Annotated in this window: 26 protein-coding genes and 1 tRNA gene; 11 read left to right on the forward strand and 16 right to left on the reverse strand. The window is 63.6% G+C overall.

From position 1 onward, the window contains the following. The 3 genes from RTH46_RS16655 to RTH46_RS16665 form a co-directional block, all read left to right on the forward strand. A partial coding sequence (locus tag RTH46_RS16655) for a thiamine pyrophosphate-dependent enzyme (RefSeq protein ID WP_316906141.1) occupies positions 1-454 on the forward strand: 454 nt, incomplete at its 5' end. 98 nt (positions 455-552) lie between these two features. Continuing rightward, on the forward strand, positions 553-909 hold the full coding sequence (locus RTH46_RS16660; protein ID WP_153787248.1) for a VOC family protein: 357 nt from the start codon (positions 553-555) through the stop codon (positions 907-909). 399 nt (positions 910-1,308) lie between these two features. Further along, positions 1,309-1,497 carry a hypothetical protein gene (locus tag RTH46_RS16665; RefSeq protein WP_110995372.1) on the forward strand — a complete coding sequence of 63 codons (189 nt, stop codon included), beginning with the start codon at positions 1,309-1,311 and terminating at the stop codon, positions 1,495-1,497. Positions 1,498-1,527: 30 nt separating this feature from the next. On the opposite strand, the gene RTH46_RS16670 is transcribed toward RTH46_RS16665, so the two are convergent. From RTH46_RS16670 to RTH46_RS16680, 3 genes are all read right to left on the reverse strand, one after another. After that, the gene (locus RTH46_RS16670) at positions 1,528-1,941 is read right to left on the reverse strand and encodes a DoxX family protein (protein ID WP_110995371.1); all 414 of its coding nucleotides are present in this window, start codon (positions 1,939-1,941) and stop codon (positions 1,528-1,530) included. Between the two features lie 105 nt (positions 1,942-2,046). Continuing rightward, positions 2,047-2,131 (reverse strand) — tRNA-Leu (locus RTH46_RS16675). Between the two features lie 93 nt (positions 2,132-2,224). After that, complete coding sequence (locus RTH46_RS16680; protein ID WP_153787247.1) at positions 2,225-2,437, reverse strand: hypothetical protein; 213 nt, start codon at positions 2,435-2,437, stop codon at positions 2,225-2,227. Positions 2,438-2,585: 148 nt separating this feature from the next. Between RTH46_RS16680 and RTH46_RS16685 the strand changes: the two genes are divergently transcribed. From RTH46_RS16685 to RTH46_RS16700, 4 genes are all read left to right on the forward strand, one after another. Continuing rightward, on the forward strand, positions 2,586-2,849 hold the full coding sequence (locus RTH46_RS16685; protein ID WP_371923708.1) for a hypothetical protein: 264 nt from the start codon (positions 2,586-2,588) through the stop codon (positions 2,847-2,849). 62 nt (positions 2,850-2,911) lie between these two features. Continuing rightward, complete coding sequence (locus RTH46_RS16690; RefSeq protein ID WP_256671366.1) at positions 2,912-4,069, forward strand: two-component system sensor histidine kinase NtrB; 1,158 nt, start codon at positions 2,912-2,914, stop codon at positions 4,067-4,069. 6 nt (positions 4,070-4,075) lie between these two features. After that, positions 4,076-5,521: an ATPase domain-containing protein gene (locus tag RTH46_RS16695; RefSeq protein ID WP_316906142.1), complete on the forward strand. Its 1,446-nt coding sequence runs from the start codon at positions 4,076-4,078 to the stop codon at positions 5,519-5,521. A 12-nt stretch (positions 5,522-5,533) separates the two neighbouring features. Then, complete coding sequence (locus RTH46_RS16700) at positions 5,534-5,905, forward strand: response regulator (RefSeq protein WP_153787245.1); 372 nt, start codon at positions 5,534-5,536, stop codon at positions 5,903-5,905. Positions 5,906-5,976: 71 nt separating this feature from the next. On the opposite strand, the gene csrA is transcribed toward RTH46_RS16700, so the two are convergent. The 8 genes from csrA to RTH46_RS16740 form a co-directional block, all read right to left on the reverse strand. Then, positions 5,977-6,174, reverse strand: a complete 198-nt coding sequence (gene csrA, locus RTH46_RS16705) for a carbon storage regulator CsrA (protein WP_110995367.1) — start codon at positions 6,172-6,174, stop codon at positions 5,977-5,979. Positions 6,175-6,425: 251 nt separating this feature from the next. Then, a complete protein-coding gene (locus RTH46_RS16710) occupies positions 6,426-7,445 on the reverse strand; it encodes a DNA topoisomerase IB (protein ID WP_316906143.1) in 1,020 nt (339 codons plus the stop codon). A 56-nt stretch (positions 7,446-7,501) separates the two neighbouring features. Then, positions 7,502-8,593: a molybdenum ABC transporter ATP-binding protein gene (gene modC / locus RTH46_RS16715; RefSeq protein WP_316906144.1), complete on the reverse strand. Its 1,092-nt coding sequence runs from the start codon at positions 8,591-8,593 to the stop codon at positions 7,502-7,504. A gap of 1 nt (position 8,594) precedes the next feature. After that, complete coding sequence (gene modB / locus RTH46_RS16720; RefSeq protein ID WP_125859135.1) at positions 8,595-9,275, reverse strand: molybdate ABC transporter permease subunit; 681 nt, start codon at positions 9,273-9,275, stop codon at positions 8,595-8,597. Continuing rightward, positions 9,275-10,033, reverse strand: a complete 759-nt coding sequence (gene modA, locus RTH46_RS16725) for a molybdate ABC transporter substrate-binding protein (RefSeq protein ID WP_153787242.1) — start codon at positions 10,031-10,033, stop codon at positions 9,275-9,277. The genes modB and modA overlap by 1 nt, the downstream gene beginning before the upstream one ends. A gap of 83 nt (positions 10,034-10,116) precedes the next feature. Beyond that, entirely contained in the window at positions 10,117-11,202 is a 1,086-nt protein-coding gene (locus RTH46_RS16730; RefSeq protein WP_316906145.1) for a nitronate monooxygenase, read from the reverse strand. Between the two features lie 36 nt (positions 11,203-11,238). Further along, a complete protein-coding gene (locus tag RTH46_RS16735; RefSeq protein WP_167409850.1) occupies positions 11,239-11,409 on the reverse strand; it encodes a hypothetical protein in 171 nt (56 codons plus the stop codon). 7 nt (positions 11,410-11,416) lie between these two features. After that, on the reverse strand, positions 11,417-11,719 hold the full coding sequence (locus tag RTH46_RS16740) for a DUF1883 domain-containing protein (protein ID WP_046855131.1): 303 nt from the start codon (positions 11,717-11,719) through the stop codon (positions 11,417-11,419). 161 nt (positions 11,720-11,880) lie between these two features. On the opposite strand from RTH46_RS16740, the gene RTH46_RS16745 reads away from it, so the two are divergent. The 3 genes from RTH46_RS16745 to RTH46_RS16755 all read left to right on the forward strand — a co-directional run bounded on the left by RTH46_RS16745 (position 11,881) and on the right by RTH46_RS16755 (position 13,960). Further along, complete coding sequence (locus RTH46_RS16745) at positions 11,881-12,240, forward strand: hypothetical protein (RefSeq protein ID WP_153787240.1); 360 nt, start codon at positions 11,881-11,883, stop codon at positions 12,238-12,240. Positions 12,241-12,386: 146 nt separating this feature from the next. Next, positions 12,387-13,049, forward strand: a complete 663-nt coding sequence (locus tag RTH46_RS16750; RefSeq protein WP_316906222.1) for a c-type cytochrome — start codon at positions 12,387-12,389, stop codon at positions 13,047-13,049. A 62-nt stretch (positions 13,050-13,111) separates the two neighbouring features. Next, the gene (locus RTH46_RS16755; protein ID WP_371923709.1) at positions 13,112-13,960 is read left to right on the forward strand and encodes a c-type cytochrome; all 849 of its coding nucleotides are present in this window, start codon (positions 13,112-13,114) and stop codon (positions 13,958-13,960) included. A gap of 76 nt (positions 13,961-14,036) precedes the next feature. On the opposite strand, the gene RTH46_RS16760 is transcribed toward RTH46_RS16755, so the two are convergent. The 3 genes from RTH46_RS16760 to RTH46_RS16770 all read right to left on the reverse strand — a co-directional run bounded on the left by RTH46_RS16760 (position 14,037) and on the right by RTH46_RS16770 (position 17,851). Next, positions 14,037-15,596, reverse strand: coding sequence for a hypothetical protein (locus RTH46_RS16760; RefSeq protein ID WP_316906147.1), 1,560 nt, complete (start codon positions 15,594-15,596; stop codon positions 14,037-14,039). A gap of 124 nt (positions 15,597-15,720) precedes the next feature. Next, positions 15,721-16,215 (reverse strand): DUF934 domain-containing protein, encoded by a 495-nt coding sequence (locus tag RTH46_RS16765; protein ID WP_153787237.1) that lies wholly within the window; start codon positions 16,213-16,215, stop codon positions 15,721-15,723. After that, on the reverse strand, positions 16,199-17,851 hold the full coding sequence (locus RTH46_RS16770; RefSeq protein WP_153787236.1) for a nitrite/sulfite reductase: 1,653 nt from the start codon (positions 17,849-17,851) through the stop codon (positions 16,199-16,201). Before RTH46_RS16770 ends, RTH46_RS16765 begins: the two co-directional genes overlap by 17 nt. 216 nt (positions 17,852-18,067) lie before the next feature. Here RTH46_RS16770 and RTH46_RS16775 point away from each other — a divergent pair, with 216 nt between their 5' ends. Further along, on the forward strand, positions 18,068-19,144 hold the full coding sequence (locus RTH46_RS16775; RefSeq protein ID WP_153787235.1) for an ABC transporter substrate-binding protein: 1,077 nt from the start codon (positions 18,068-18,070) through the stop codon (positions 19,142-19,144). A gap of 400 nt (positions 19,145-19,544) precedes the next feature. Here RTH46_RS16775 and RTH46_RS16780 read toward each other — a convergent pair whose 3' ends face one another. Both RTH46_RS16780 and metH read right to left on the reverse strand, forming a co-directional pair. Beyond that, on the reverse strand, positions 19,545-19,763 hold the full coding sequence (locus tag RTH46_RS16780) for a DUF2970 domain-containing protein (protein ID WP_316906148.1): 219 nt from the start codon (positions 19,761-19,763) through the stop codon (positions 19,545-19,547). 91 nt (positions 19,764-19,854) lie between these two features. Beyond that, a complete protein-coding gene (gene metH, locus RTH46_RS16785) occupies positions 19,855-23,562 on the reverse strand; it encodes a methionine synthase (protein ID WP_316906149.1) in 3,708 nt (1,235 codons plus the stop codon). Positions 23,563-23,570 lie beyond the last annotated feature (8 nt).

Raw genomic sequence — 23,570 nt, forward strand, 5'->3', positions numbered from 1 at the left:
CACCGTGCTGCTCGACAACGCCCTGGCGACCATGGGCGCCGGCCTGCCATCGGCCATGGCGGCGCACCTGGTGTACCCGGACCGTCCGGTAATTTCGGTGTGCGGCGACGGCGGCTTCATGATGAACAGCCAGGAGCTGGAAACCGCGGTACGTCTGGGCATGCACCTGACCGTGGTGATCCTGCGTGACGACGGCTACGGCATGATCCGCTGGAAGCAGGCCAACATGGGCTTCACCGATTTCGGCCTGGACTACGGCAACCCGGACTTCGTCAAATATGCGCAATCCTATGGCGCCAATGGATATTGCGTAGAAAGCGCCGACTCGTTGATTCCGCTACTTGACCACTGTGTCTCCAACCCAGGGGTGCACGTGATTGATTGTCCGGTCGACTACAGCGATAACGACCGTATATTGAACATTGATCTGCGCGCGCGCAGCGCAGCGGTGTGAAGCCCGCGATAGGCAAGATCCTGGCAAGTCTCTGGTGCCATGGCCCGAAGTGCCCCCCCGGTTGTGATAGATTCCCGCCATCAACAAGGAGGTGATACATGGCAACCAGAGGCAAGGATCATCAGATCGACAATATCGAATTCAATGTCAGCGATATTGACCGCAGCAAGGCGTTCTACGGTACGGTTTTCAACTGGCAGTTCGTGGACTATGGGCCGACCTATACCGAGTTTACGGATGGGCGATTGACGGGCGGTTTCACCACGGGTGAGCCCGTCAGGCCTGGTGGCCCGTTGGTGATCCTTTATGCGGATGATCTGGCCGAGACACAGCATCGGCTTGAGGCAGCAGGGGCAGAGATCAGCAGGGCTGTATTCGCATTTCCGGGTGGCAAGCGGTTCCACTTCATCGATCCGGATGGTTACGAGCTCGCGGTCTGGACTTCTGTGGATTGAAGCGATCAGGCTGAAACAGCGAATAAAAGAAAACCCGCCATCTAGGCGGGTTAAACAGAACGTATCGAAGCAAGGCCAGTCTGCCGTCACAGATGTCAGAATTTTGTGAAGGCCCCGCAGGTCAGGCTTCAATAACCGTTACTGAATTTTTCATCAATCATGCATCTATTAACGGCAAAGAGCTTTGGATCTAGGGTGTCCGGCTTGGCTGCTGGCGCGTACCTGTGGGCTTTCGGGCTCAAGGCAAAAAAAGCCCGCCAGGGCCGGCGGGCTGGAACGTGCTTGAAGGGAGAGCCTTGAGGTTGCGCCTGGTCGGTTAAGTCAGGGTTAACTACCCGCTGCATTGACCGCTGGCGCCGGAGGGCCTATATAGGCGGCCTGTAGTGTATGGAGTGTGTGATGTACGAAGAAGACGATTTGCCAGAGCCCGAGCACGACCACCTGCTTGACCACGAATTTCACGACAGCTTCGACCCTGAGGCGGATGCGCAGGGGGCGCTGGATGAAGTCGAGGAGGACGAGGAGCTGCAGGATGATTTCGATGACGAGGAAGATCACCCGGCCTGGCACGATGACTGCGACGATTGACGTCGCAGCAATCGCGTATTGATCCGGCGCTCAGTGGCGGTCGAGGGAAAAACGCCCGGGGCCGCTGACGGCCAGTGCCAGCAGCCCGCCAACGATGCTCAGGTTTTTCAGGAACTGAGTCATGTTGGCGCTGCGTTCGGGGTCGACCATGTTCCAGAACGGGTGGCCGAGCAGCGCGGTGCCCAGCACGAACAGGGCGAACAGCAGCGCCAGTGGCCGGGTATAGAAGCCCAGGATCAGCAGGATCGCGACCAGGAACTCCATGATCACCGCCACCCCGGCAGCCAGCATCGGGGCCGGTGCGCCGAGGGAGGTCATGTAGCCGACCGTGCCCTCGAAGCCGGTCAGCTTGCCCCAGCCCGCAAGTACGAACAGGATCATCAGGAAGATTCGGGCAAGCAGCAGAATGAAGTCGCGTTGGCCTTCGAGCAGTGCATAGCGCATGGTGGCGCTCCGATGGACGGTGACAATTTCCACTCTAGCAGCTGCCTGGCGGAATTCCGCTGGGCATGAAAAAGGCGCCGCAAGGGCGCCTTCATCGAAAACAGATGGTGCGAGTGGCGGGACTCGAACCCGCAAGGCTCACGCCGACAGATTTTAAGTCTGCTGTGTATACCAATTCCACCACACTCGCACAGTTGAGCGCCGTGCCTCATTAATAGAAGGCCTTGGCAATCAAGCGCGCTTTATAACCCATTGTTATAGAAGCGTCAACCGGTCTGCAGGTTCAGGGCGTGATGGTGTGGGCAATATCCCGTAGCTCACAGGCAGAACCGCGCAAATCTTCGACATGATTATCCATGGCCCGAGCATCTGTTTGATGGATTGAATGACGCAGAAACAGGGCGTGGCCATCCAGTGCCTGGCACAGTGTGTCGAGTTCGGCAGCCGTGTGCAGCAGGTCGTCCTGAAGACGTTGCAGGCGTTGATTCGCGGGCATGGGGTGCGTCCTTGCAGGTAAGCGTGGCGCCACTATAGGCCAATTGACAGCAGGCTGTCATTGCGCCACCTTTGCGCCATTGGATCCAAGTGAGTAAGCCGTGATGCCCCCGTTTTCCCCAGGCCAGGCCAGCTCAGCAGGGCGTGTTGTGCGCCCGAAGCTGTTTTGGCGTGTGTTGTTTCTGCTGGTTTGCCTGCTGGCAGCCTTCCTCTTCGTCGGCCTGGTGGGGCTGGGTAGCTACCTTGTGGTGCTTGGCCTGGATGAATTGCGTTCCGCGTCTCAACGGCTCATGGCCTTGGGTGGCGGTGCGTTGATCCTGCTGGTCGGCCTGTGGTTGCTCAAAGTGGCAATGCCGCGCAGGCTGGTGCCGACGATGCGTGAGCCTGAAGTTGACGGTCGTCGCATGGGGTAGGGTACTTGCAGGACTTTTGACTACGCTCAGTATGTCCTTATCGCGGTGCTTGGGGAGTTCGCATGCCAGCAACGGACCGGCCCGCCCAGTCAGTAATGCCCGAAGCGCGCTATGAACAGCTGGTTCAGGCGGTGGTCGACTATGCCATCTACATGCTCGACCCAGATGGCCATGTGGTGTCGTGGAACGCCGGTGCCCAACGGATCAAGGGCTATCGCGCCGACGAGGTGATAGGCAAGCATTTCTCCCTGTTCTTCACCGCCGAAGACAGTGCCGAGGGCCGCCCCGAACGCCTGTTGCGCCAGGCCCTGGAGCAGGGCGTGGCGCAGGATGAGGGCTGGCGTGTACGCAAGGATGGCACGCAATTCTGGGCCTTGGCCGCGCTGGACGTCATTCGCGACGAGCAGGGCCAGATCATCGGCCTGGCCAAGGTCACGCGCGACATCACCGATCGCCGGGACTCCGCGCTGCAACTGGATGCCATGCGCGCCCAGCTGTTCCAGGCACAGAAGCTCGAGGCCCTCGGCCAGCTGACCGGCGGCTTGGCCCATGACTTCAACAACCTGCTGACCATCATCCTCAGCTCCGCCCGCCTGGCCATCAACAGTCAGGACCCCAGCCGCACGCGGCGTATGCTTGAGCACATTCTCGATGCCGGGCAGCGGGGTACCCAGTTGACCCAGCAACTGCTCAGCTTTGCCCGCCATCGGCAGCTGAGCGTCGTACGGATTCCGCCTGCCCAGGTGGCCGGATCCATTCGCGCGCTGGCGGAACACGCATTGCCTCGCGACATCGAACTGGTCGAGCAGATCCAGGCAGAGCTGCCTGCGATTGACGTGGATGCCGGGCAGTTGCAGATGGTGCTGCTGAACATGATGTTCAATGCCCGGGATGCGATCGGCACGGCAGGACGGATCGAGCTGGTGGTCGACAGTGTGGAGCTGGCCGGTGAAGTGGAGGGCTTGCAAGGGCGCTATGTGCGTTTCGATGTGCGGGACGATGGCGAGGGTATTGATCCGAAAGTGTTGCCACGCATCTTCGAGCCGTTTTTCACCACCAAGCCGTTCGGCAAAGGCACAGGTCTGGGGCTCAGCCAGGCCTATGGGTTCGCCAGGCAGAGCAATGGCGCCATCCGTGTTGCCAGCCAGCCCGGCAAGGGGACCTGCATGAGCCTGTACCTGCCGGCATGCCCCGATGATCAACCGCAGACAAGCGAGTAAAGCATCATGGTCGAACACCTCAAGCGACTGGCCACCGGTATTGAAGGCCTCGATGCCCTGCTCAAGGGCGGGTTGGTGGTGGGGGCGTCCTATATCGTTCAGGGGCATCCGGGCTCGGGCAAGACCATCCTGGCCAACCAGCTTGCTTGCAACCATGTCCGCGAAGGCGGGCGGGTGCTGGTGGCCACGTTGCTCAGTGAATCCCATGAACGGTTGTTCCAGTACCTGTCGACCCTGACGTTTTTCGATCAGACGATGGTGGGCGACAGCATTCAGTTCGTCAGCGCCTTCGACACCCTTGAGCAGGATGGCCTCGACGCCGTGGTGCGGTTGCTGCGCCAGGAGATTGCCCGGCAGCAGGCCAGCCTGTTGATCGTCGATGGCCTGCTCAACGCCCGCTCACGGGCGGAAACCAGCCTCGACACCAAGAAGTTCGTTTCCGAATTGCAGGGGCATGCCGCTTTTGCCGGATGCACCGTTCTGCTGCTGACCAGCGCACGCCTGGAGGAAGGCAGCCCCGAGCACACCATGGTCGATGGCGTCATCGAGCTGGGCGAGCATATGGTCGGCAGCACGGCGGTGCGTCATGTGCAACTGCGCAAGACCCGTGGCAGCGCTGCGTTGTCGGGGCGCCACGAATGCCTGATCAGCGAGGCAGGGTTGCAGGTATTCCCGCGGCTGGAGTCACTGTACAGCCACCCCAGCCTGCCTGGTGCTCAGGCGCTGAGCCGGGCCACTACCGGGGTGAGCGACCTGGACAGCATGCTCGGCGGCGGTTTGGCCGAAGGTTCCGTTAGCCTGCTTATGGGGCCGTCCGGGGTCGGCAAAAGTGCCTTGGGCATCGCGTTCCTGGCCGCGTCCGATGAGCGCGCACCCGGGCTGCATTTCGGGTTCTACGAGACGCCCGCTCGCTTGCGCCTCAAGGCCCAGGCACTAGGCTTCGACATCGCCGGGCAGGAGCGTGACGGGGTCGTGCAACTCAGTTGGCAACCCACCACCGAGGGGCTGCTGGATGAGGTCGGCGCACGTTTGCTTGAGCAGGTGCAGGCTCTGGGCGCCAGGCGCGTAGTGATCGACAGCCTCGGCGCGTTCGGACGCCTGGCGTTGGAGCCGGGGCGCTTGAACGCGTTCTTCCGCGCCCTGACCGGTGAGCTGCGCGCACGTGAGGTGACCGTCCTGCTCACCTGGGAGATGCGTGATATTTTCGGCGCCGAGATCACCGCTCCGGCACCGGACCTGTCGAGCATCGTCGACAACCTGGTGCTGATGCGCTTCGCCGAACTCGATGCCAAGCTGCACCGCGTGCTGTCGATCGTCAAGGTGCGCGACAGCGACCACGACCCAACGCTGCAGGCGCTGCACCTGGGGCCGCTGGGGATCACTCTGGGGCGGGTTTTCGATGGCGCTAGCGGCGTGCTCAGCGGCACAGCGGTCCCGCAAGGTGATCGCTGATGGGATGACGCCATGAATACCATCCTGATCGTCGATGACGAGTACCTGATCGCCGATATCCTCGGTTTTGCCCTGGAGGACGAAGGCTATCAGGTGGAAAAGGCCAGTAACGGGCGCAAAGCCTTGGAGGCCTTGAAAGGGAGGCGCGAAGGCAGGCATGTGGAATTGGTCATCACCGACTACATGATGCCGGTCATGAGTGGTGTGGAACTGGTGCGGGCCATTCGCACCGAGCTGGATCTTCCGCACCTGCCGGTCATTCTCATGAGTGGTGCGCAGGCCGACAAAAAGCTGATCCGCCCCGAGCTGTTCGCCGCGGTGTTCGACAAGCCATTCGACATGGACAGAATGATCGCCAAGGTGCGCGAACTGCTGGGCACCTGAGGGTCAGGGTGGGCGCCCCGCGTGGGCGGGCAATCGATCAGACGCGTCCGTGCGGCTTGATGCGTGGGTAATCAGTGTTTCTCGTCGCCTTTCTCCGGGGCAGGGCTGCCTGCCTGGATTCGCTTGTAAATTTCTTCACGGTGCACCTGGACATCCTTCGGCGCATCGATGCCGATCCTCACTTGCATCCCCTTGACTCCCAGAATGGTGACTTTGATGTCGTCGTTGATGACGATGCTTTCGCCGACCTTACGGGTGAGTATCAGCATGTAGTTCTCCTTGGTGATGTAAAAACCGCCGGGCCATTTACCACAACGGTGGGAGCTTTGTCCCTCTTCCTTTCCATTAAAGACGCTTTCGGCGGATAGTAATTCCTCCGTCAGACAATTTATGTCTGTCTCTAGTTGCAGGTGCTGCTGGGCATAGGTTGCTGCCCATCAGCGGAGGTGCTCGGTGGCAAGGATAGGGTGGTTGACGTCATATGGGAAATTTCCTTGTTTGATAAGTGAAATAGCCGGGCTCAATGATCGTTTGTATCCAGTGCCTGCAAAAAAACCAGCAGCGCCGCTTCCTCGGGCTCCAATCCCTTGCGCTGGCGCGCCCGCGGCAGCTGAGCCAGGCGCCCGAGCTGGAAATGTTCGAACAACGCAGGGTGGATATAGCAGCGGCGGCAAACGGCTGGCGTATTGCCCAAGCGGTTGGCCACCTGGCGCACGGTTGCCGCCACCTGGCGCCGGGCTTCGCTGTCGGGCTCCCAGGCCAATGGCCTTAGCAGGCTCAGGGCCAGGCTGCTGCCGGCCCAGGTGCGATAGTCCTTGGCGGTGAAGTCGGCGCCGGTCAACTGCTGGAGGAACTGGTTCACCTCGGTCGAGCCGATACTGTGGCGTTGCCCATCATCGTCCAGGTACTGGAACAACGCCTGGCCGGGCAGTTCCATGCAGCGCTTGAGCAACGCCGCCAGGCGTCGGTCATGCAGCGTGACGTCGTGTTCGACACCGCGCTTGCCGCGGAACTGAAAGCGGATGGTGCTGCCCCGAACCTTTACGTGACGGCAGTTCAGCGTGGTCAGCCCGTAGGAGCGATTGTCGCGCAGGTACTGGCGGTTGCCGATGCGAATGAGCGTCGCGTCGAGCAGGCTGATCACCAGCGCCATCACTTTTTCCCGGTCCATCCCGCGGCGTGCCAGGTGTTCGTCCAGGCGCTTGCGCAAGGCGGGCAGGGCTTGGGCGAAGGCCAGCAGGCGCCCGTATTTGTACTGGTCACGCTGCTCGCGCCATTGCTGATGGTAGCGGTACTGTTTACGCCCTCGGGCATCGCGGCCGGTGGCCTGTAAATGGCCCAGCGGGTCGCTGCAGATCCACACCTCGGTATAGGCTGGCGGGATCACCAGCGCCGCGATGCGCGCCAGGGTCGCGGCATCGCGCACCTGCCGGCCCAAGGCATCGAAGTAGAGGAAGCGTTCGCCTCGCCGGCGCCGGCTCAACCCGGGCTGGTTGTCGTCGACATAATGCAGGCCGGCGGGTAGCGGGCTGTCGGGCATCGGTGCAGTCCATCGAGCGGTCATGCAGCAATGGACAACCGCCACTGCGGCGTTGCTCAACCGAGTAGCGCCACCGACTTGATCTGCGCCCACAGATTCTGGCCTGGTTGCACGCCGAGTTGCTCCGCCGAGTAGCGGGTAATGCGCGCCAGCAGGGGGTTGCCGCTGGCGTCCAGGCTCACCATCACATGGGCCGGGTTGTCTGCCGCGCGGCATTCGCGCACCCGCACCGGCAAGCGGTTGAGAATGCTTGAGGCGCCGTCGGCGCTCAGCGCCAGGCTCACATCGCGGGCCTGCACCTTCAGCCGCAGGGTGCTGCCCATATGCAAGGCAGGATGGGCGATGCGCAACAGCGGGCCTTCACCGCCGGGCAAGCGCAGGTCGAACAGCTCAAAGTGCGGGTCGTGGCCGACCACCACGCCTTCGAGCACCACGCCGGCATCCTCGCCTTGGGCCAGCGACAGGTCCAGGCGGGCCAGGGTCTGGCCAATCGGGCCGCTGGCCAGGGCCTTGCCCTGTTCCAGCAGCACCAGGTGGTCGGCCAGGCGCGCGACTTCGTCCTGGGCATGGCTGACGTAGATGAGCGGGATATCCAGCTCGTCGTGCAGGCGTTCCAGATAGGGCAGGATTTCGCGCTTGCGCGCACTGTCCAGGGCCGCCAGCGGCTCGTCCATCAGCAACAGGCGCGGGCTGCTGAGCAGTGCCCGGGCGATGCCGACCCGTTGTGCCTCGCCGCCCGACAAGGTGGCTGGTTTGCGCTCGAGCAGATGGCCGATGCCCAGCAGCTGGCATGCCTGCTCCAGCTTGATCTTGCGCTCACTGGGGGCGATGCGGCGCCAGCCGAACTCCAGGTTGCCGCGCACCGACAGGTGCGCGAACAAGCTGGCTTCCTGGAACACATAACCCACAGGACGTTTGTGCGGAGCCATGAAATGCCCGCGCGCGCTGTCTTCCCAGACCTCGCCGTTGACCTCGATGTAGGCGCTGGCGGCACGCTCCAGGCCCGCCAGGCAACGCAGGCACGAGGTCTTGCCCGAGCCGGAATGGCCAAACAGCGCGCTGATGCCGCGCCCGGGCAGGCGCAGGTCGACATCCAGGGTGAAATCGTCGCGCGCAAGCATCAGGCGCGCCTGTATCGAAGCACTCATTTCAGCTCCAGCCAGCCTTGCCACGCCGGCCGGCGTAAAGCATCAGCAGTACCAGGAAGGAGAACAGCAGCATGGCCCCGGCCAGCCAGTGGGCCTGGTCATAGGCCATGGCCTCGACGTGATCGAAGATCTGCACCGAGACCACGCGGGTCTTGTCGGGAATATTGCCACCGATCATCAGCACCACGCCGAACTCGCCCACGGTATGGGCAAAGCCGAGAATGCTGGCGGTGATGAAACCAGGGCGTGCCAGCGGCAGCACCACATGGACGAAGGTATCCCAGGGGCTGGCGCGCAGGGTCGCGGCCACCTCAAGGGGGCGCTGGCCAATGGCACTGAAGGCGTTCTGCAGTGGCTGGACCACGAACGGCATGGAATACACCACCGAGCCGATCACCAGCCCGGCGAAACTGAACACCACGCTGCCCAGGCCCAGCGCCTGGGTGGCTTGGCCGATCCAGCCATGGGGGCCAAGCATCAGCAGCAGGTAGAAACCGATCACCGTCGGCGGCAGCACCAGGGGCAGCGCCACCACCGCGCCAATCGGACCGCGCAGCCAGGAGCGGGTGCGTGCCAGCCACCAGGCGATAGGCGTGCCCACCACCAGCAGGATGGCAGTGGTCAGGCTGGCCAGCTTGATGGTCAGCCAGATCGCACCCAGGTCACTGGCGTCGAGTGGCATCAGATTTCATAGCCGTAGGACTTGATCACGGCGGCTGCCTTCGGGCCCTTGAGGTAGTCGACCAGCGCCTTGGCCGCCGGGTTGTCCTTGCCCTTGTTCAGGATCACTGCGTCCTGGCGGATCGGCTCGTGCATCGAGGCCGGGACGATCCAGGCCGAGCCATTCTCGACCTTGCCGTCCTTGTAGATCTGCGACAGGGCGACGAAGCCCAGCTCGGCATTGCCGGTGGAAACGAACTGGAACGCCTGGGTGATGTTCTGGCCTTCGACGAGCTTGGCCTTGGTGGCCTCGGTCAGCTTGAGCTTGTCCAGCACCTGGGTGGCGGCCAAGCCATAAGGGGCGGTCTTGGGGTTGGCGATGGACAGGTGCTTGAAGTCGTTTTTCTTCAGTACCTCGCCCTTGCTGTCGACGTAGCCGGGTTTGGCCGACCACAGCGCCAGGGTGCCGATGGCGTAGGTGAAGCGCGAGCCTGCAACGGTTTCTTTTTCCTGCTCGAGCTTGGCCGGGGTGCTGTCGTCGGCGGCGAGGAACACTTCGAACGGCGCGCCGTTCTTGATCTGTGCGTAGAACTGGCCGGTGGCGCCGTATGCGGCGACCAGTTTGTGGCCGGTATCCTTCTCGAAATCCTTGGCGATGGCCTGGATCGGCGCTGTGAAGTTGGCTGCCACGGCAACCTGGACTTCATCGGCCCAGGCGCTGTTGAGGGTGAACAGGCTGGCCAGGGTAGCGGCGGCCAGGTGGGACAGGCGAATACGCATCGAGAAGGCTCCTAGGGGCGGGTGTTTATCGTTATGGTGCGGACTATATAGCGATAAGCCATCCGTCGGGAAGAGCTGCGCGGCTAAAAAATTGATCTATGGGTCAAGATTTTAAGCGCCCCGTTGGCAATTTCAAGCGTCAGCTCGCCCGCGTCGAGGTGTTTGCCCAAGCGCAGGGCCTGGCCTGACCACAGGTTGCTGAAATCACTATTGCCCTGCGGGTCGGTAATCGCCCGTAGCGGCATCAAGGCGCCGCCTGCCAGGGGGAAATGCGGGGCCAGTGCGCTCATGGGCCCCAGCTCGCGCATGATGCGGTTGTTGATGCCGCGTGCAGGGCGCCCGGTGAACAGGTTGGTCAATGCGGTATCGCTGGCCGGGGCGCAGTCCAGTGCACGGCGATGCGCCGGTGAGACCTTGGCCTGCGGGCAGAACAGGTAGGCGGTGCCGATCTGCACGGCCGAGGCGCCCAGGGCGAGGGCGGCGACCAGGCCGCGGTGATCGGCAATGCCGCCGGCGGCGATCACCGGTACGCGCACCGCGTCCGCCACCTGGGGCACCAGGGCGAAGGTGCCGATCTGGCTGGTGATATCGTTGCTGAGGAACATGCCGCGGTGGCCGCCCGCTTCAAAGCCCATGGCGATGATCGCGTCGCAGCCGTGCTGCTCAAGCCAGATAGCTTCCTCGACCGTGGTGGCGCTGGACAGCACCTTGGCCCCGGTTGCCTTGACCCGTTGCAGCAATGCGGCGGCGGGCAGGCCGAAATGGAAGCTGACCACCTCCGGGCGCATTGCCTCCACCAGTTGGCAGCTTTGCTCGTCGAACGGCGCACGGTTGGATACCGGCGTGGGCGCGTCGAAGTCGGCGCCGGTTTCGTCGTAGTAGGGCTTGAGCGCCTGCTTCCAGCGCGCATCACGCTCGGGGTCCGGTGCTGGCGGCTGGTGGCAGAAGAAATTGAGGTTGAGCGGGCCGCTGCATGCGCCGCGGAAGGCCTCGATTTCCCCGCGTATCTGTTCGTGGGTCAGCATGGCGCAAGGCAGGGCGCCCAGGCCGCCGGCGTTGCCGACGGCAATGGCCATCGCCGAGCCGCTGGCGCCGGCCATGGGCGCCTGGAGGATGGGCACCTCGATGTTCAACAGGTCGAGGATGCGGCGGTCTGGCCAGGTGCTCATGGGCGACTCCTTGAGTGCGGCGGGATCGGGGCGGTCTTACAGGGCCTTGCTGACCTGAATGTCGCTGATCTTCTCGGCGTCGTCGCCGTGGATCTTGCGCAGGGCCTGCTGCGCCTGCTCCAGGGAGGCATCGGGCATCAGGGCGAAATCCCAGCGGCGTTCGCCGTCGAGCTTGTACTTGATCACATACTTGATGGTCTGGGTCATGCGGGCGTTATCCGAGTTTCGACGAGGAGCGGCGAATGATCTTGATCTTGTGCGTCAGGGTCGGCTTGCGGGTCACCGAGATCGGGCGCGTGGTCACGGTATCGATGGTGATGTTCCAGAAACCGGTGCTGGGCACGGTGATTTTTGCCGGGAACTTCTCGAAGTGGCCACCGTGGTAAGTGTGTCGGCCGCCATTCTTGAAGCTGCGGAAGTTGGCGTCGTTCATCAGGCGGATGTTGCAGCGCTGGGAGCACTCGATGACGACGATGTCGTCCTCGTTCAGGTGCTCGCGCTGGTGTACGAATTTCATGGGGTGCTCCGCAAGGGTTGTTTCTGCAAAGGCGAAAGATACCACGATGTGGCGCTACACTTGCGTCCGGGCTCGAGCGGGCGGGGAGATTTCTGCCAGATCGGGGAGCAATTGCGCCTGGCTGCGGTCAGAGGGTGACCTTTGCAATTGGAGTAGCGTAAATGAAATGGCTGGTAGCGGCGGTGGCGCTGGCGCTTGGGGGCTGCGCAAGCGTGACGGAGCTGGAGCAGTCCCACGAAACCATGGATGTGATGTCTGGCAAGACGCCCCGTGAATACGCTGATTGCGTCAAGCGCAAGCTGGCGGACAGTCGTGACCCCTTGGGTGAAGAAGTGCGCGGCGATGGCCTGCGCCTGATCGTGCCGCAAAAACTGTCTGCGAACGCAGGGCCGGCGGCGCTGCTGGACATCGACAAACGTGGCAGCGGCAGTGCGATCAAGGTTCATGAGCGTTTGAGCAATTTCCCCCTGCGCCTGGGAGATGTGCGCACGGCGGCGACCGAGTGCATCTCGGGTTCTTGATCCAGCGCAGTTGTTGATCGATTAAAAGGCAGATTGCCCATTTCCATCCCGGTGGCACGTTGTCGCATACCGGGGATAAGCCCTAGTATTTATGGGCTTATGTCGTTTGAGCCTAAGCTTATAACAAGGAAATGGAGTCTTCCGTGATGATATCCCTGAGTCGTGTCGTGATCGGCGGTTGGCTGATCCTGGCCTGGCCCTCGGCGTATGCCGCCGACGGACAACAGGTCTTCAACCAGGGCGGGCAGAACCCCGCCGCCATGGCCTGCCTGGGCTGCCATGGGCCGGACGGCAAAGGCATTGCCGCCGCCGGCTTCCCCCGCCTTGCCGGTTTGCCTGCCGGCTACCTTGCCAAGCAACTGCGGGATTTTCGCCAGGGCAGCCGCAAGCAGGCGGTGATGGAGCCGCTGGCCAAGGCGCTGAGTGACGCGGAAATCGACGCCGTCAGCACCTACCTGGCAGCGCTCCCGGCTGATGGCGCCGCCGACCTGCGCCGCCAGCAGATTGCCGGCGATGCGGTATCCCGTCTGGCCCTGTATGGCGACTGGAGCCGGCAGATCCCAGGCTGCGTGCAGTGCCATGGACCGGGTGGCAGCGGGGTCGGCGAACACTTTCCACCCCTGGCCGGGCAACCGGCCGGCTACCTGGTGGCCCAGCTCAACGCCTGGCGCGACGGCAGCCGCAGCAACGACCCCAACCAATTGATGGTCAACGTGGCCAAGGCCATGACCGATGCCGAGGTCAAGGCGATAGCCGAGTATTTCGCCAAGGCAACAAGCCCGTCGGCCAGCCAGGAGGTCAAGCCATGAACACCATGATCCCCGCTGTGCTGTTGCTGGCCATGGGCAGTGCCCAGGCCGCGCCGATTGCCATGGAAGATCAATCGCAGCTCAAGGTGCCGGGCGTGCAGGCCGCGCCGCAGTTCGTGGCGCCCGCCGAAAGCGCCATCCCCGACAACGCCTTTGGCAAGATGGTCCGCCAAGGCCATGCATTGTTCGTCGATACCCGCCGCTTGATGCCCGATGCCGTGGGCAATGGCCTGAACTGCAGCAATTGCCACCTCGACCAGGGGCGCATGGCCCACTCGGCGCCGTTATGGGGTGCTTATCCGATGTACCCGGCGTATCGCAAGAAAAACGACAAGGTCAACACCTTCGCCGAACGCATCCAGGGTTGTTTCCAGTTCAGCATGAACGGCAAGCCACCGGCGGCCGACAGCCCGCAGATGACAGCGCTGAGTGTGTACGCCTACTGGCTTTCGACCCAGGCGCCGACCGGCGTCGAGATCGCCGGCCGTGGCTACCCCGACGTTGCGCAGCCCGCGGGCGGCTACGACTTCAAGCGGGGCCAGCAGGTGTACCGCGAGCAATGCGCGATCTGCCACGGCGACAACGGTGAGGGGCAGAAGGTCGCCGGGGAATACGTGATGCCGCCGTTGTGGGGCAAGGACTCGTACAACTGGGGGGCGGGCATGCACCGCATCAACACCGCGGCGTCGTTCATCAAGTACAACATGCCGCTGGGCAAGCCTGGCAGCCTGAGCGACCAGCAGGCCTGGGACGTGGCTGCGTGGATCAACCGCCACGAGCGGCCACAGGATCCACGCTTGGTGGAGGGCTCGATCGAGAAGACGCGATTGAAGTTCCATGCCAATGACGGGGTCAACCTGTACGGGCAAAAGGTCGACGGTGTGCTGGTCGGGCAGGGCACCGGCGGCTGAGCGTGGCAGCGGCCCACGGCCATGACGCCGTGGGCCGCCCCGCAAAGGCGGTCAGGTGTGTTCCAGCAGTGCCGCGCTAGATTCGCGCTGGGTCCGTCTGCAGCAACCACAGCTGGCTGTTGCTTGCCAGTTGCTGGTCCAGGGTTGATTCAAGCCCCTCTACGCGGGCCTTTTCCTGCTTGAACAGCTGGTCGAGCAGCGCCATCAGGTCACGGGACTTGCTTGCCGAGCGCGGTGTGCTGAAATCGGATTGCACGGCCCCATCGCGCATGGTCAGCACGCGCTTTTTGCTGCTTGCTTGTTGGCTGACCCCTGCCTCGGCCAGTTCGCCGTCGAGTATCGACAGCCGGCTGATGCTGCTGGCCTGTTCGCGCAGCACACGGTAGTGGTAGTCACCGCCAACAACGCCGTCGGTAAGCCGTGCCGACGAGTCGAGGCTGCTGTGCCAGGCGGCGTCGAGGGTGGCCTGCTGCTGCTGTTGGCGAGTGACGTTGTTGCCCTTGCTCTGGGTCGAGGTGGACTGCGAGACCTGGTAGTCGAAGCGGTCCTCTTCATTCAGTCTTAGCGGGTTTGGTCGCGTGCTGGTCTGGCTGATCGAGGCGCTGAAGTCGGCCAGACCGCTGAGCAGCGAGCGGCTGAACGTGTGGCTTGGCATGCTGTGCCCGGCCGGGCGCGGGCTATTGTCGTCCACCTGGTTGAGTTGGCGGAAGGCGTCCTTGAACAGCGTCATCAAGTGCGCATCGCCCTTGCCGCGCTCCTGCGCAGCATCGAACTGGGCCAGGTAGTTGTTGAGCGCCGCCTGTCGCTGCGCCGTGCCACCAAGCAAGCTACCCCCCTGGGTGTCGAGGTTCAGTTGCAGGTCGCCGTTCGGCCCCTGCAGGCTGACACTGCGGGTGATTTGATTCAGACGCAGATCGAAGGTCTGCTGCTTGCCGTCGACCAGATCGAGCCTGGCATTCATCTGCAGCCCGGTGAACAGGTTCTGATCGAGCTTGAGCATAGCGTCCAGCTTGAGGCGCGGCGGCTGCTGGTTCAGGCCGCTGATCACCGACTCGAAGCCATTGGCGAGGCTCGCCAGGCTCTTCAGTTCGGTGTCGCTGAGGGTGCCGTTCTGCACCTCGGCATCGACGGCCAGGCCTTTCTCGCTGCTGTAGAGGCCGAGGGTGACAGTTGCCCCGGAAGCGGTGGTCAGGTTCAAGGTCACGTGGTTGCTGGCGTACTTACGCAGCTCTGACTGCTGCTGGGCCAGCAGCACGGCGTCGGCTTGGCTGTTTGCGCCTGCCAGCAGCGCCGATTGGGACACGCGCTGGCCGCCGTTGGCGACCAGTTGTTCCATGAGGGTTGCGCCCAGGCCCTGGAAACTCCCGCTCAGCGTACTGCTCCTGAGGCTGCCCTGCATGAGCAGGCTGAGCGGGTCGGTGTTTTCCTGCTGCCAGAGGTAACGGCTTTGCGGTGTGCCCAGCGAGCCCCTGGCGGAGTATGTCTGGGCATCGGCAACGCGGGTATCCAGGCCGAGGTTGACCTGAGCGCTTGGGCTGTCGGCGGGGTGTGCGGCCTTGTGCAGGCTGACGGTCTGCTGGGGGGTGGAGCTGCTGTAGGCGAGGGGGGGGCGCAGCGCGGCGCTGATCGGGTTCATATCGCTGTCCTTGCGAGGGAATGGGTCTACCGATGATATCGGCATGCCATCGTCAAACCTGAGCGATAAGTGCGAAACGAACCGGCCCGCCATAAGGCGGGCCGGTCGATGCAGCAGCTGACGATCAGCGGCGGCGGAACAGCGGCAGCGGCTCGTCGGTGGCGCCCTGGTAGGTCACCGAGAAGTCCTTCAGGCTCTGCAGCGCGTCTTCCGGGTCCTTGTCGGCACGGATGGCGAACGCATCGAAGCCACAGCGGGCCATGTAGAACAGCTGGTCGCGCAGCACGTCGCCGATGGCGCGCAGCTCACCCTTGAACTTGTAGCGGTCACGCAGCAGGCGCGCATTGGAATAGTTGCGCCCGTCGGTGAAGGCCGGGAAGTTCAGGGCGATGACCTGGAAGTGCTCAACGTCCGCGCCGATCTCTTCCGCTTCCTCGTCGCTGTCCAGCCAGATGCCCAGGCCGCCGTCGCGGGCCTTGAGCATGCTCGGATGGTCACGCCACAGTTGCAGCGGCACGATGTAGTCGTCGCAGTTGGTCAGCTCGTCGATCGAGACGTCCTTGGGCAGCAGGTGCCAGGTTTCGTCGACGATCTGGTTGTTCTTAATGATTCGCTGCATAGACGCGTTCCTTGAAGGGGTCGATACCGATCCGCTGGTAGGTGTCGATGAAACGCTCGTCTTCGGTGCGTTGCTCGACATACACGTTGATCAGCTTCTCGATCACGTCGGCCATGTCATCCTGGGCGAACGAAGGGCCGAGGATCTTGCCCAGGCTGGCGTCGCGCGCGGCGTTGCCGCCCAGCGACACCTGGTAGAACTCCTCGCCTTTCTTGTCCACCCCGAGGATGCCGATGTGGCCGACGTGGTGGTGGCCGCAGGCGTTCATGCAGCCGGAGATGTTCAGGTCGAGCTCGCCGATGTCGAACAGGTAGTCCAGGTCGTCGAAGCGGCGCTGGATGGATTCGGCGATCGGGATCGACTTGGCGTTGGCCAGCGAGCAGAAATCACCGCCCGGGCAGCAGATGATGTCGGTCAGCAGGCCGATGTTCGGCGTGGCGAAGCCGTTCTCGCGCAGTTCCAGCCACAGGGCGTGCAACTGGCGCTGCTCGACGTCGGCGAGGATGATGTTCTGCTCGTGCGAGGTGCGCAGGTAGCCGAAGCTGTAGCGCTCGGCGAAGTCGGCGACGGCGTCCAGCTGCTTGTCGGTCAGGTCGCCCGGGGCGACGCCGGTGGGCTTGAGCGACAGGGTGACGGCGACGTAGCCCGGCTTCTTGTGCGCGCGGGTGTTGCGCGAACGCCAGCGGGCGAAGCCTGGGTGCTCGGCATCCAGCGCGCTGTAGTCCTGGTTGTCGAGCGCCAGGTACTCAGGGTCGATGAAGTGGCGCGCCACGCGCTGCACTTCGGCCTCGGTCAACGTGGTCTCGCCACCGCGCAGGTGGGCCATCTCGGCCTCGACCTTCTCTGCGAACACTTCCGGGGTGAGGGCCTTGACCAGGATCTTGATCCGCGCCTTGTACTTGTTGTCACGGCGTCCGTAACGGTTGTACACGCGCAGGATGGCGTCCAGGTAGCTGAGCAGGTCCTGCCACGGCAGGAACTCGTTGATGAACGCGCCGATCACCGGGGTACGGCCCAGGCCGCCACCTACCAGCACGCGGAAGCCCAGCTCGCCGGCAGCGTTACGCACCGGCTCAAGGCCGATGTCGTGCACTTCGATGGCGGCGCGGTCGTCGCTCGAACCGTTGACGGCAATCTTGAACTTGCGCGGCAGGTAGGCGAATTCCGGGTGGAAGGTGGTCCACTGGCGAACGATCTCGCACCATGGGCGCGGGTCCACCAGTTCGTCGGCGGCGACACCGGCGAACTGGTCGGTGGTGACGTTGCGCAGGCAGTTGCCGCTGGTCTGGATCGCGTGCATCTGCACGGTGGCCAGCTCGGCCAGGATATCCGGGATGTCTTCCAGCGCCGGCCAGTTGTACTGCACGTTCTGGCGGGTGCTGATATGCGCGTAGCCCTTGTCGTAGTCGCGGGCGATCTTCGCCAGCATACGGGCCTGCGTTGCGTTCAGCTGGCCATAGGGCACGGCGACGCGCAGCATCGGGGCGAAGCGTTGGACATAGAGCCCGTTCTGCAGGCGCAGCGGGCGGAATTCTTCTTCGCTCAGCTCACCGGCCAGGTAGCGGCGGGTCTGATCACGGAACTGCTTGACGCGGTCCTCGATGATCCGCTGATCGTACTCGTCGTATACGTACATAAAAGTCCTGTCTCAGGCTGCATGCAGCTAATCGCGCGCACGGCCGCGCACTCCGGAGCGGAGCGGGGGAACGATAGCAGAGTGGGTTTATGCGCTAAAGTGATGTTTTTGCATATGAAAAGAACCATTTGGACTAAGTGAGACTGACTGCCATTTGCCCGCTCTACACCGCGCTGCGCGTATACTCCGCCGTTTGCTCCCCAGGGATGTAACCGCATGCTCAAGGCCTTGTGCCAGGGCCTGTGCCTGAGCCTGCCGCTGGTGGCGGGCGCACAGGCCGCTTCGGTGGTATTTCTCAACCCAGGCTTGTCCAACGAGACGTTCTGGGTCGACTACTCACGCTTCATGCAGGCCGCCGCCACGGACCTGGGCATGCAATTGCGCGTGCAGTACAGCGAGCGCCGGGCCGACCTCGCCCTGACCCAGGCCCGCGCCGTGCTGCAGGGGCCGGAACGCCCGGACTACCTGGTGCTGGTCAACGAACAGTACGTCGCCCCCGAGATCATCCGCCTGTCCCGCGGCACCGGGGTCAAGCTGTTCCTGGTCAACAACGGCCTGACGGACAGCCAGGCGCGCAGCATCCAGGCCCAGCCCGACAAGTACCCCGAAGTGCTCGGCACCCTGACCAGCAACGACGAAGTGGCCGGCTACCAGATGCTCAAGGCGATGGTGGCGAAACTGCCGCCCTCGTCCGGGCCGGTCGACCTGCTGGCCTTTGCCGGGGTCAAGACTACCCCGGCCTCGCAGCTGCGCGAGCAGGGCATGCGCCGCGCGCTGGCAGACTTCCCGCAGGTGCGCCTGCGCCAGGTGGTGTATGGCGGCTGGAGCCGTCAGCGCGCCTTCGAACAGGCGCAGGTGCTGCTGGAGCGCTACCCCGAGACCCGGCTGGTGTGGTCGGCCAACGATGAAATGGCCTTCGGCGCCATGCGCGCCTTCGAGCAGGCGGGCAAGGTGCCGGGGCGCGATGCCGTGTTCAGTGCGGTGAACAGCTCGCCAGAAGCCTTGCGCGCACTGATCGACGGGCGCCTGGGCGTGTTGATGGGCGGCCATTTCACCCTTGGCGGCTGGGCCATGGTCATGCTGCACGACGATGCCATGGGCCTGGCGGTCAATCGCGACGGATCGCGCGAGCACCAGGTGCCGGTCCTGCAACTGATCGACCCGGCCAAGGCCCGGCGCTGGCTCAAGTTGCTGGAGCAGGGCGGCCACGGCGTCGACTTTCATCACTACAGCGCCGAAGGGCGGCCGGCCGACTACCGCTACCCGTTTCTCACGTCGCCCGTCGACTATTGAAAGTCCCTGCTTGAGCGAAGGACATTGCTGGACTTAACTGCTGCTTGTGAAGTGCATTCCCATAACCACTACAAGAGGCAATGCAATGGGAAACTCAACCAAGGTCCGCAAAGCTGACAGCAGTGTCGACGCCTGGGCGATCCTGTGCCTGATCGTGCTGGTGGTGGTCACCGCCGTGTATTGGGTCAGCCACCAGTAACGGGCCGCCATAAACCGTGAAACAAACCTGAACCGCCCGCGGAGTGGATATCCGCGGGCGGTTTGCGTTTGATGGCCTTGCCCACCCTGTGTAGGAGCGGCCTTGTGCCGCGAAAGGGCTGCGCAGCAGCCCCAGCGATCTTCACTCCACTCTGCAGCCCATCGCGGCACAAGGCCGCTCCTACAGGGGTTGCATGTTTGTCTAGCGCGCAGTCAGATGCATCGCCAGCTGCACCAGCCCGATCAGTACGAAGATGAAGACCAGGGTGAACAGCGTGCCCATCACGATGAAATGGCTGGCCTTGCCGTAGGTGAAGTCGCGTGCGCGGTTTTTGCCGCTTTGCACGCCGAAGGCGGCGGCGAGGATGCTCTGCAGCATCTGCCAGAAGGTGGGCGGTTTGCCCGGGGTGCGGTCGTCCATGAGTGGCTCCTTGGTCAGAGGCAATCAGGGACAGTGTAGGTGAATGTATCGGCCCCATCGCCGGCAAGCCGGCGATGGGGCCGCAGCAGCCTTAGCTGTCGTAACCCAGGTTCGGTGCCAGCCAGCGCTCGCTCACGCTCAGATCCTGGCCTTTGCGTGCGCTGTACTGCTCGACCTGGTCCTTGTCCACCTTGCCCACGGCAAAGTACTGCGCCTGCGGGTGGGCGAAGTACCAGCCGCTGACCGCCGCCGCCGGGAACATGGCGAAGTGCTCGGTGAGGAACACCCCGCTCGGGCCGGTTTCGCCGATGGCGCTGCCGTCGAGCAGGCGGAACAGGGTTTCCTTCTCGGTGTGGTCGGGGCACGCCGGGTAGCCCGGGGCAGGGCGGATGCCGCTGTACTGCTCCTTGATCAGCGCCTCGTTGTCCAGATGCTCGTCCTTGGCATAACCCCAGTGCTCTTTACGCACCTGCTCGTGCAGCCATTCGGCGCAGGCCTCGGCCAGGCGGTCGGCCAGGGCCTTGACCATGATCGAGCTGTAGTCGTCGCCCTTGTCCTGGTAGGCCTTGGCCACTTCCTCGGCACCGATGCCGGCGGTAGTGATGAAGCCACCCACGTAGTCGGTCACGCCACTGTCTTTCGGCGCGACGAAGTCGGCCAGCGACCAGTTCGGCTTGCCGTCGGGCTTGATGGTCTGCTGGCGCAGGTGGTGCAGGGTGGCCAGCGGTTTGCCGTCGTCGCCATATACCTCGATGTCGTCATGCTTGACCTGGTTGGCCGGCCAGAAGCCGAACACCGCGCGGGCACTGATCAGCTTTTCGTCGATCAGCTTGTCGAGCATCTCGCGGGCGTCCTGGTACAGCGAGGTGGCCGCCTCGCCGACGACTTCGTCGGTGAGGATGCGCGGGAACTTGCCGGCCAGGTCCCAGGAAATGAAGAACGGGGTCCAGTCGATGTACTCGGCCAGGGTGCGCAGGTCGATGTTGTCCAGCACCTTCACGCCGGTGAAGGATGGCACCGCGGCCTGGTAGCTGGCCCAGTCGTATTGCGGCTTGGCGGCGATGGCCTGGGCATAGCTCAGGCGCTCGGTGCGGGCGCTGCGGTTGGCGGTGCGCTCGCGCACCTCCACGTACTCCTCGCGGGTCTTCTCGACGAAGCCGGCCTTGAGCTCCTTGGACAGCAGCTGGGTTGCCACGCCTACCGCGCGCGAGGCGTCGGTGACGTAGACCACGGCATCGTTCGAGTACTTGGGCTCGATCTTTACCGCGGTGTGCGCCTTGGAGGTGGTGGCGCCACCGATCATCAGCGGCAGGTGGAAGTCCTGGCGCTGCATCTCGCGGGCTACGTGGACCATCTCGTCCAGCGACGGGGTGATCAGGCCGGACAGGCCGATGATGTCGCACTTCTGCTCGCGGGCGGTCTGCAGGATCTTCTCGGCCGGCACCATCACGCCCAGGTCGACGATGTCATAGCCGTTGCAACCGAGCACCACGCCGACGATGTTCTTGCCGATGTCATGCACGTCGCCCTTGACCGTGGCCATGAGGATCTTGCCCTTGGCCTCGGGCTTGTCGCCTTTCTCTGCCTCGATGAACGGGATCAGGTGGGCCACGGCCTGCTTCATCACCCGGGCCGATTTCACCACCTGGGGCAGGAACATCTTGCCGGCGCCGAACAGGTCGCCGACCACGTTCATGCCGCTCATCAGCGGGCCTTCGATCACCTCGATCGGGCGCGCGCATTGCTGGCGGCACTCCTCGGTGTCTTCGACGATGTGCGCGGTGATGCCTTTGACCAGCGCGTGCTCCAGGCGCTTGTCGACCGGCAGCGAGCGCCAGGCTTCGTTCTCGACTTCCTTGGTGGCGCCGCCGCCCTTGTAGTCGTCGGCGATGGCCAGCAGGGCGTCGGTGCCTTCCGGGGTGCGGTTGAGCACCACGTCCTCGACCTTCTCGCGCAGCGCGGCGGGGATCTCGTCGTAGATTTCCAGCTGGCCGGCGTTGACGATACCCATGGTCAGGCCGTTCTGGATGGCGTGGTACAGGAACACCGAGTGGATCGCCTCGCGCACCGGGTTGTTGCCACGGAACGAGAACGACACGTTGGACACACCGCCCGAGCTCAGGGCGTAGGGCAGGTGGTCGCGGATATAGGCACAGGCCTCGATGAAGTCGACGGCGTAGTTGTTGTGCTCCTCGATACCGGTGGCGACGGCGAAGATGTTCGGGTCGAAGATGATGTCTTCCGGCGGGAAGCCCACTTCATTGACCAGGATGTCGTAGCTGCGCTGGCAGATCTCTTTCTTGCGCGCGGCGGTGTCGGCCTGGCCGACCTCGTCGAAGGCCATCACCACCACGGCGGCGCCGTAGCGCTTGCACAGGCGGGCGTGGTGCTTGAACTGCTCGACGCCTTCCTTCATCGAGATGGAGTTGACGATGCCCTTGCCCTGGATGCACTTGAGGCCCGCTTCGATCACTTCCCACTTGGAGGAGTCGATCATGATCGGCACGCGGGAGATGTCCGGCTCACCCGCGATCAGGTTGAGGAAGCGGACCATGGCGGCCTGGGAGTCGAGCATCCCTTCGTCCATGTTGATATCGATCACCTGGGCGCCGGCCTCGACCTGCTGCAGGGCGACCTCAAGCGCTTCGGTGTAGTTCTCTTCACGGATCAGCCGGGCGAACTTGGCGGAGCCGGTGATGTTGGTGCGCTCGCCGACGTTGACGAACAGCGACTGGCGATCGATGGTGAACGGCTCCAGGCCCGACAGGCGGCAGGCCTTGGGGATGTCCGGAATTGCACGCGGTTTGTGCTTGGCCACGGCCTCGGCGATGGCCTGGATGTGCGGCGGGGTGGTGCCGCAGCAGCCGCCGATGATGTTGAGGAAGCCGCTGGCGGCGAACTCCTCGACCACTGCCGCCATTTCGGCCGGGGTTTCATCGTATTCGCCGAAGGCGTTCGGCAGGCCGGCGTTGGGGTGCGCCGAAACGAAGGTGTCGGCCTTGCCCGACAGCTCTTCCAGGTACGGGCGCAGGTCCTTGGCGCCCAGGGCGCAGTTCAGGCCGATGGAGATCGGCTTGGCGTGGCGCACCGAGTTCCAGAACGCTTCGGTGGTCTGCCCGGACAGGGTACGGCCGGAGGCATCGGTGATGGTGCCGGAAATCATGATCGGCAGTTCCACACCATCTTCCTCGAACACCTGCTGCACGGCGAAGATCGCCGCCTTGGCGTTGAGGGTGTCGAAGATGGTTTCGATCAGGATCAGGTCGGCGCCGCCCTCGATCAGGCCGCGGGTGGCCTCGATGTAGTTCACCACCAGTTCGTCGAAGGTGACGTTGCGATAGCCTGGGTCGTTGACGTCGGGGGAGATCGAGCAGGTGCGGCTGGTCGGGCCGAGCACGCCGGCGACGAAGCGCGGCTTGTCCGGGGTTTCCAGGGTTTTCGCATCGGCCACCTGGCGGGCGATGCGCGCGCCCTCGACGTTGAGCTCGTACACCAGCGCTTCCATGCCGTAGTCGGCCTGGGAAATCTGCGTGGCGTTGAAGGTGTTGGTTTCGAGGATGTCGGCGCCGGCGTCCAGGTAGGCTTTCTCGATTGCCGCAATCACATCCGGGCGGCTGAGCAGCAGCAGGTCGTTGTTGCCCTTCACGTCGCTTGGCCAATCGGCGAAGCGCGTGCCACGATAGTCGTGTTCCTCCAGGCGGTAACTCTGGATCATAGTACCCATGCCGCCGTCGAGGATCAGGATGCGCTCTTTGAGTGCTTTCTGGAGTGCTTGGTAACGAGCGCTGCGGTCGGACATAGGACTAC

The organism is Pseudomonas sp. zfem004, assembly GCF_032621715.1.
GTDB classification, from domain to species: Bacteria; Pseudomonadota; Gammaproteobacteria; order Pseudomonadales; family Pseudomonadaceae; genus Aquipseudomonas; species Aquipseudomonas sichuanensis.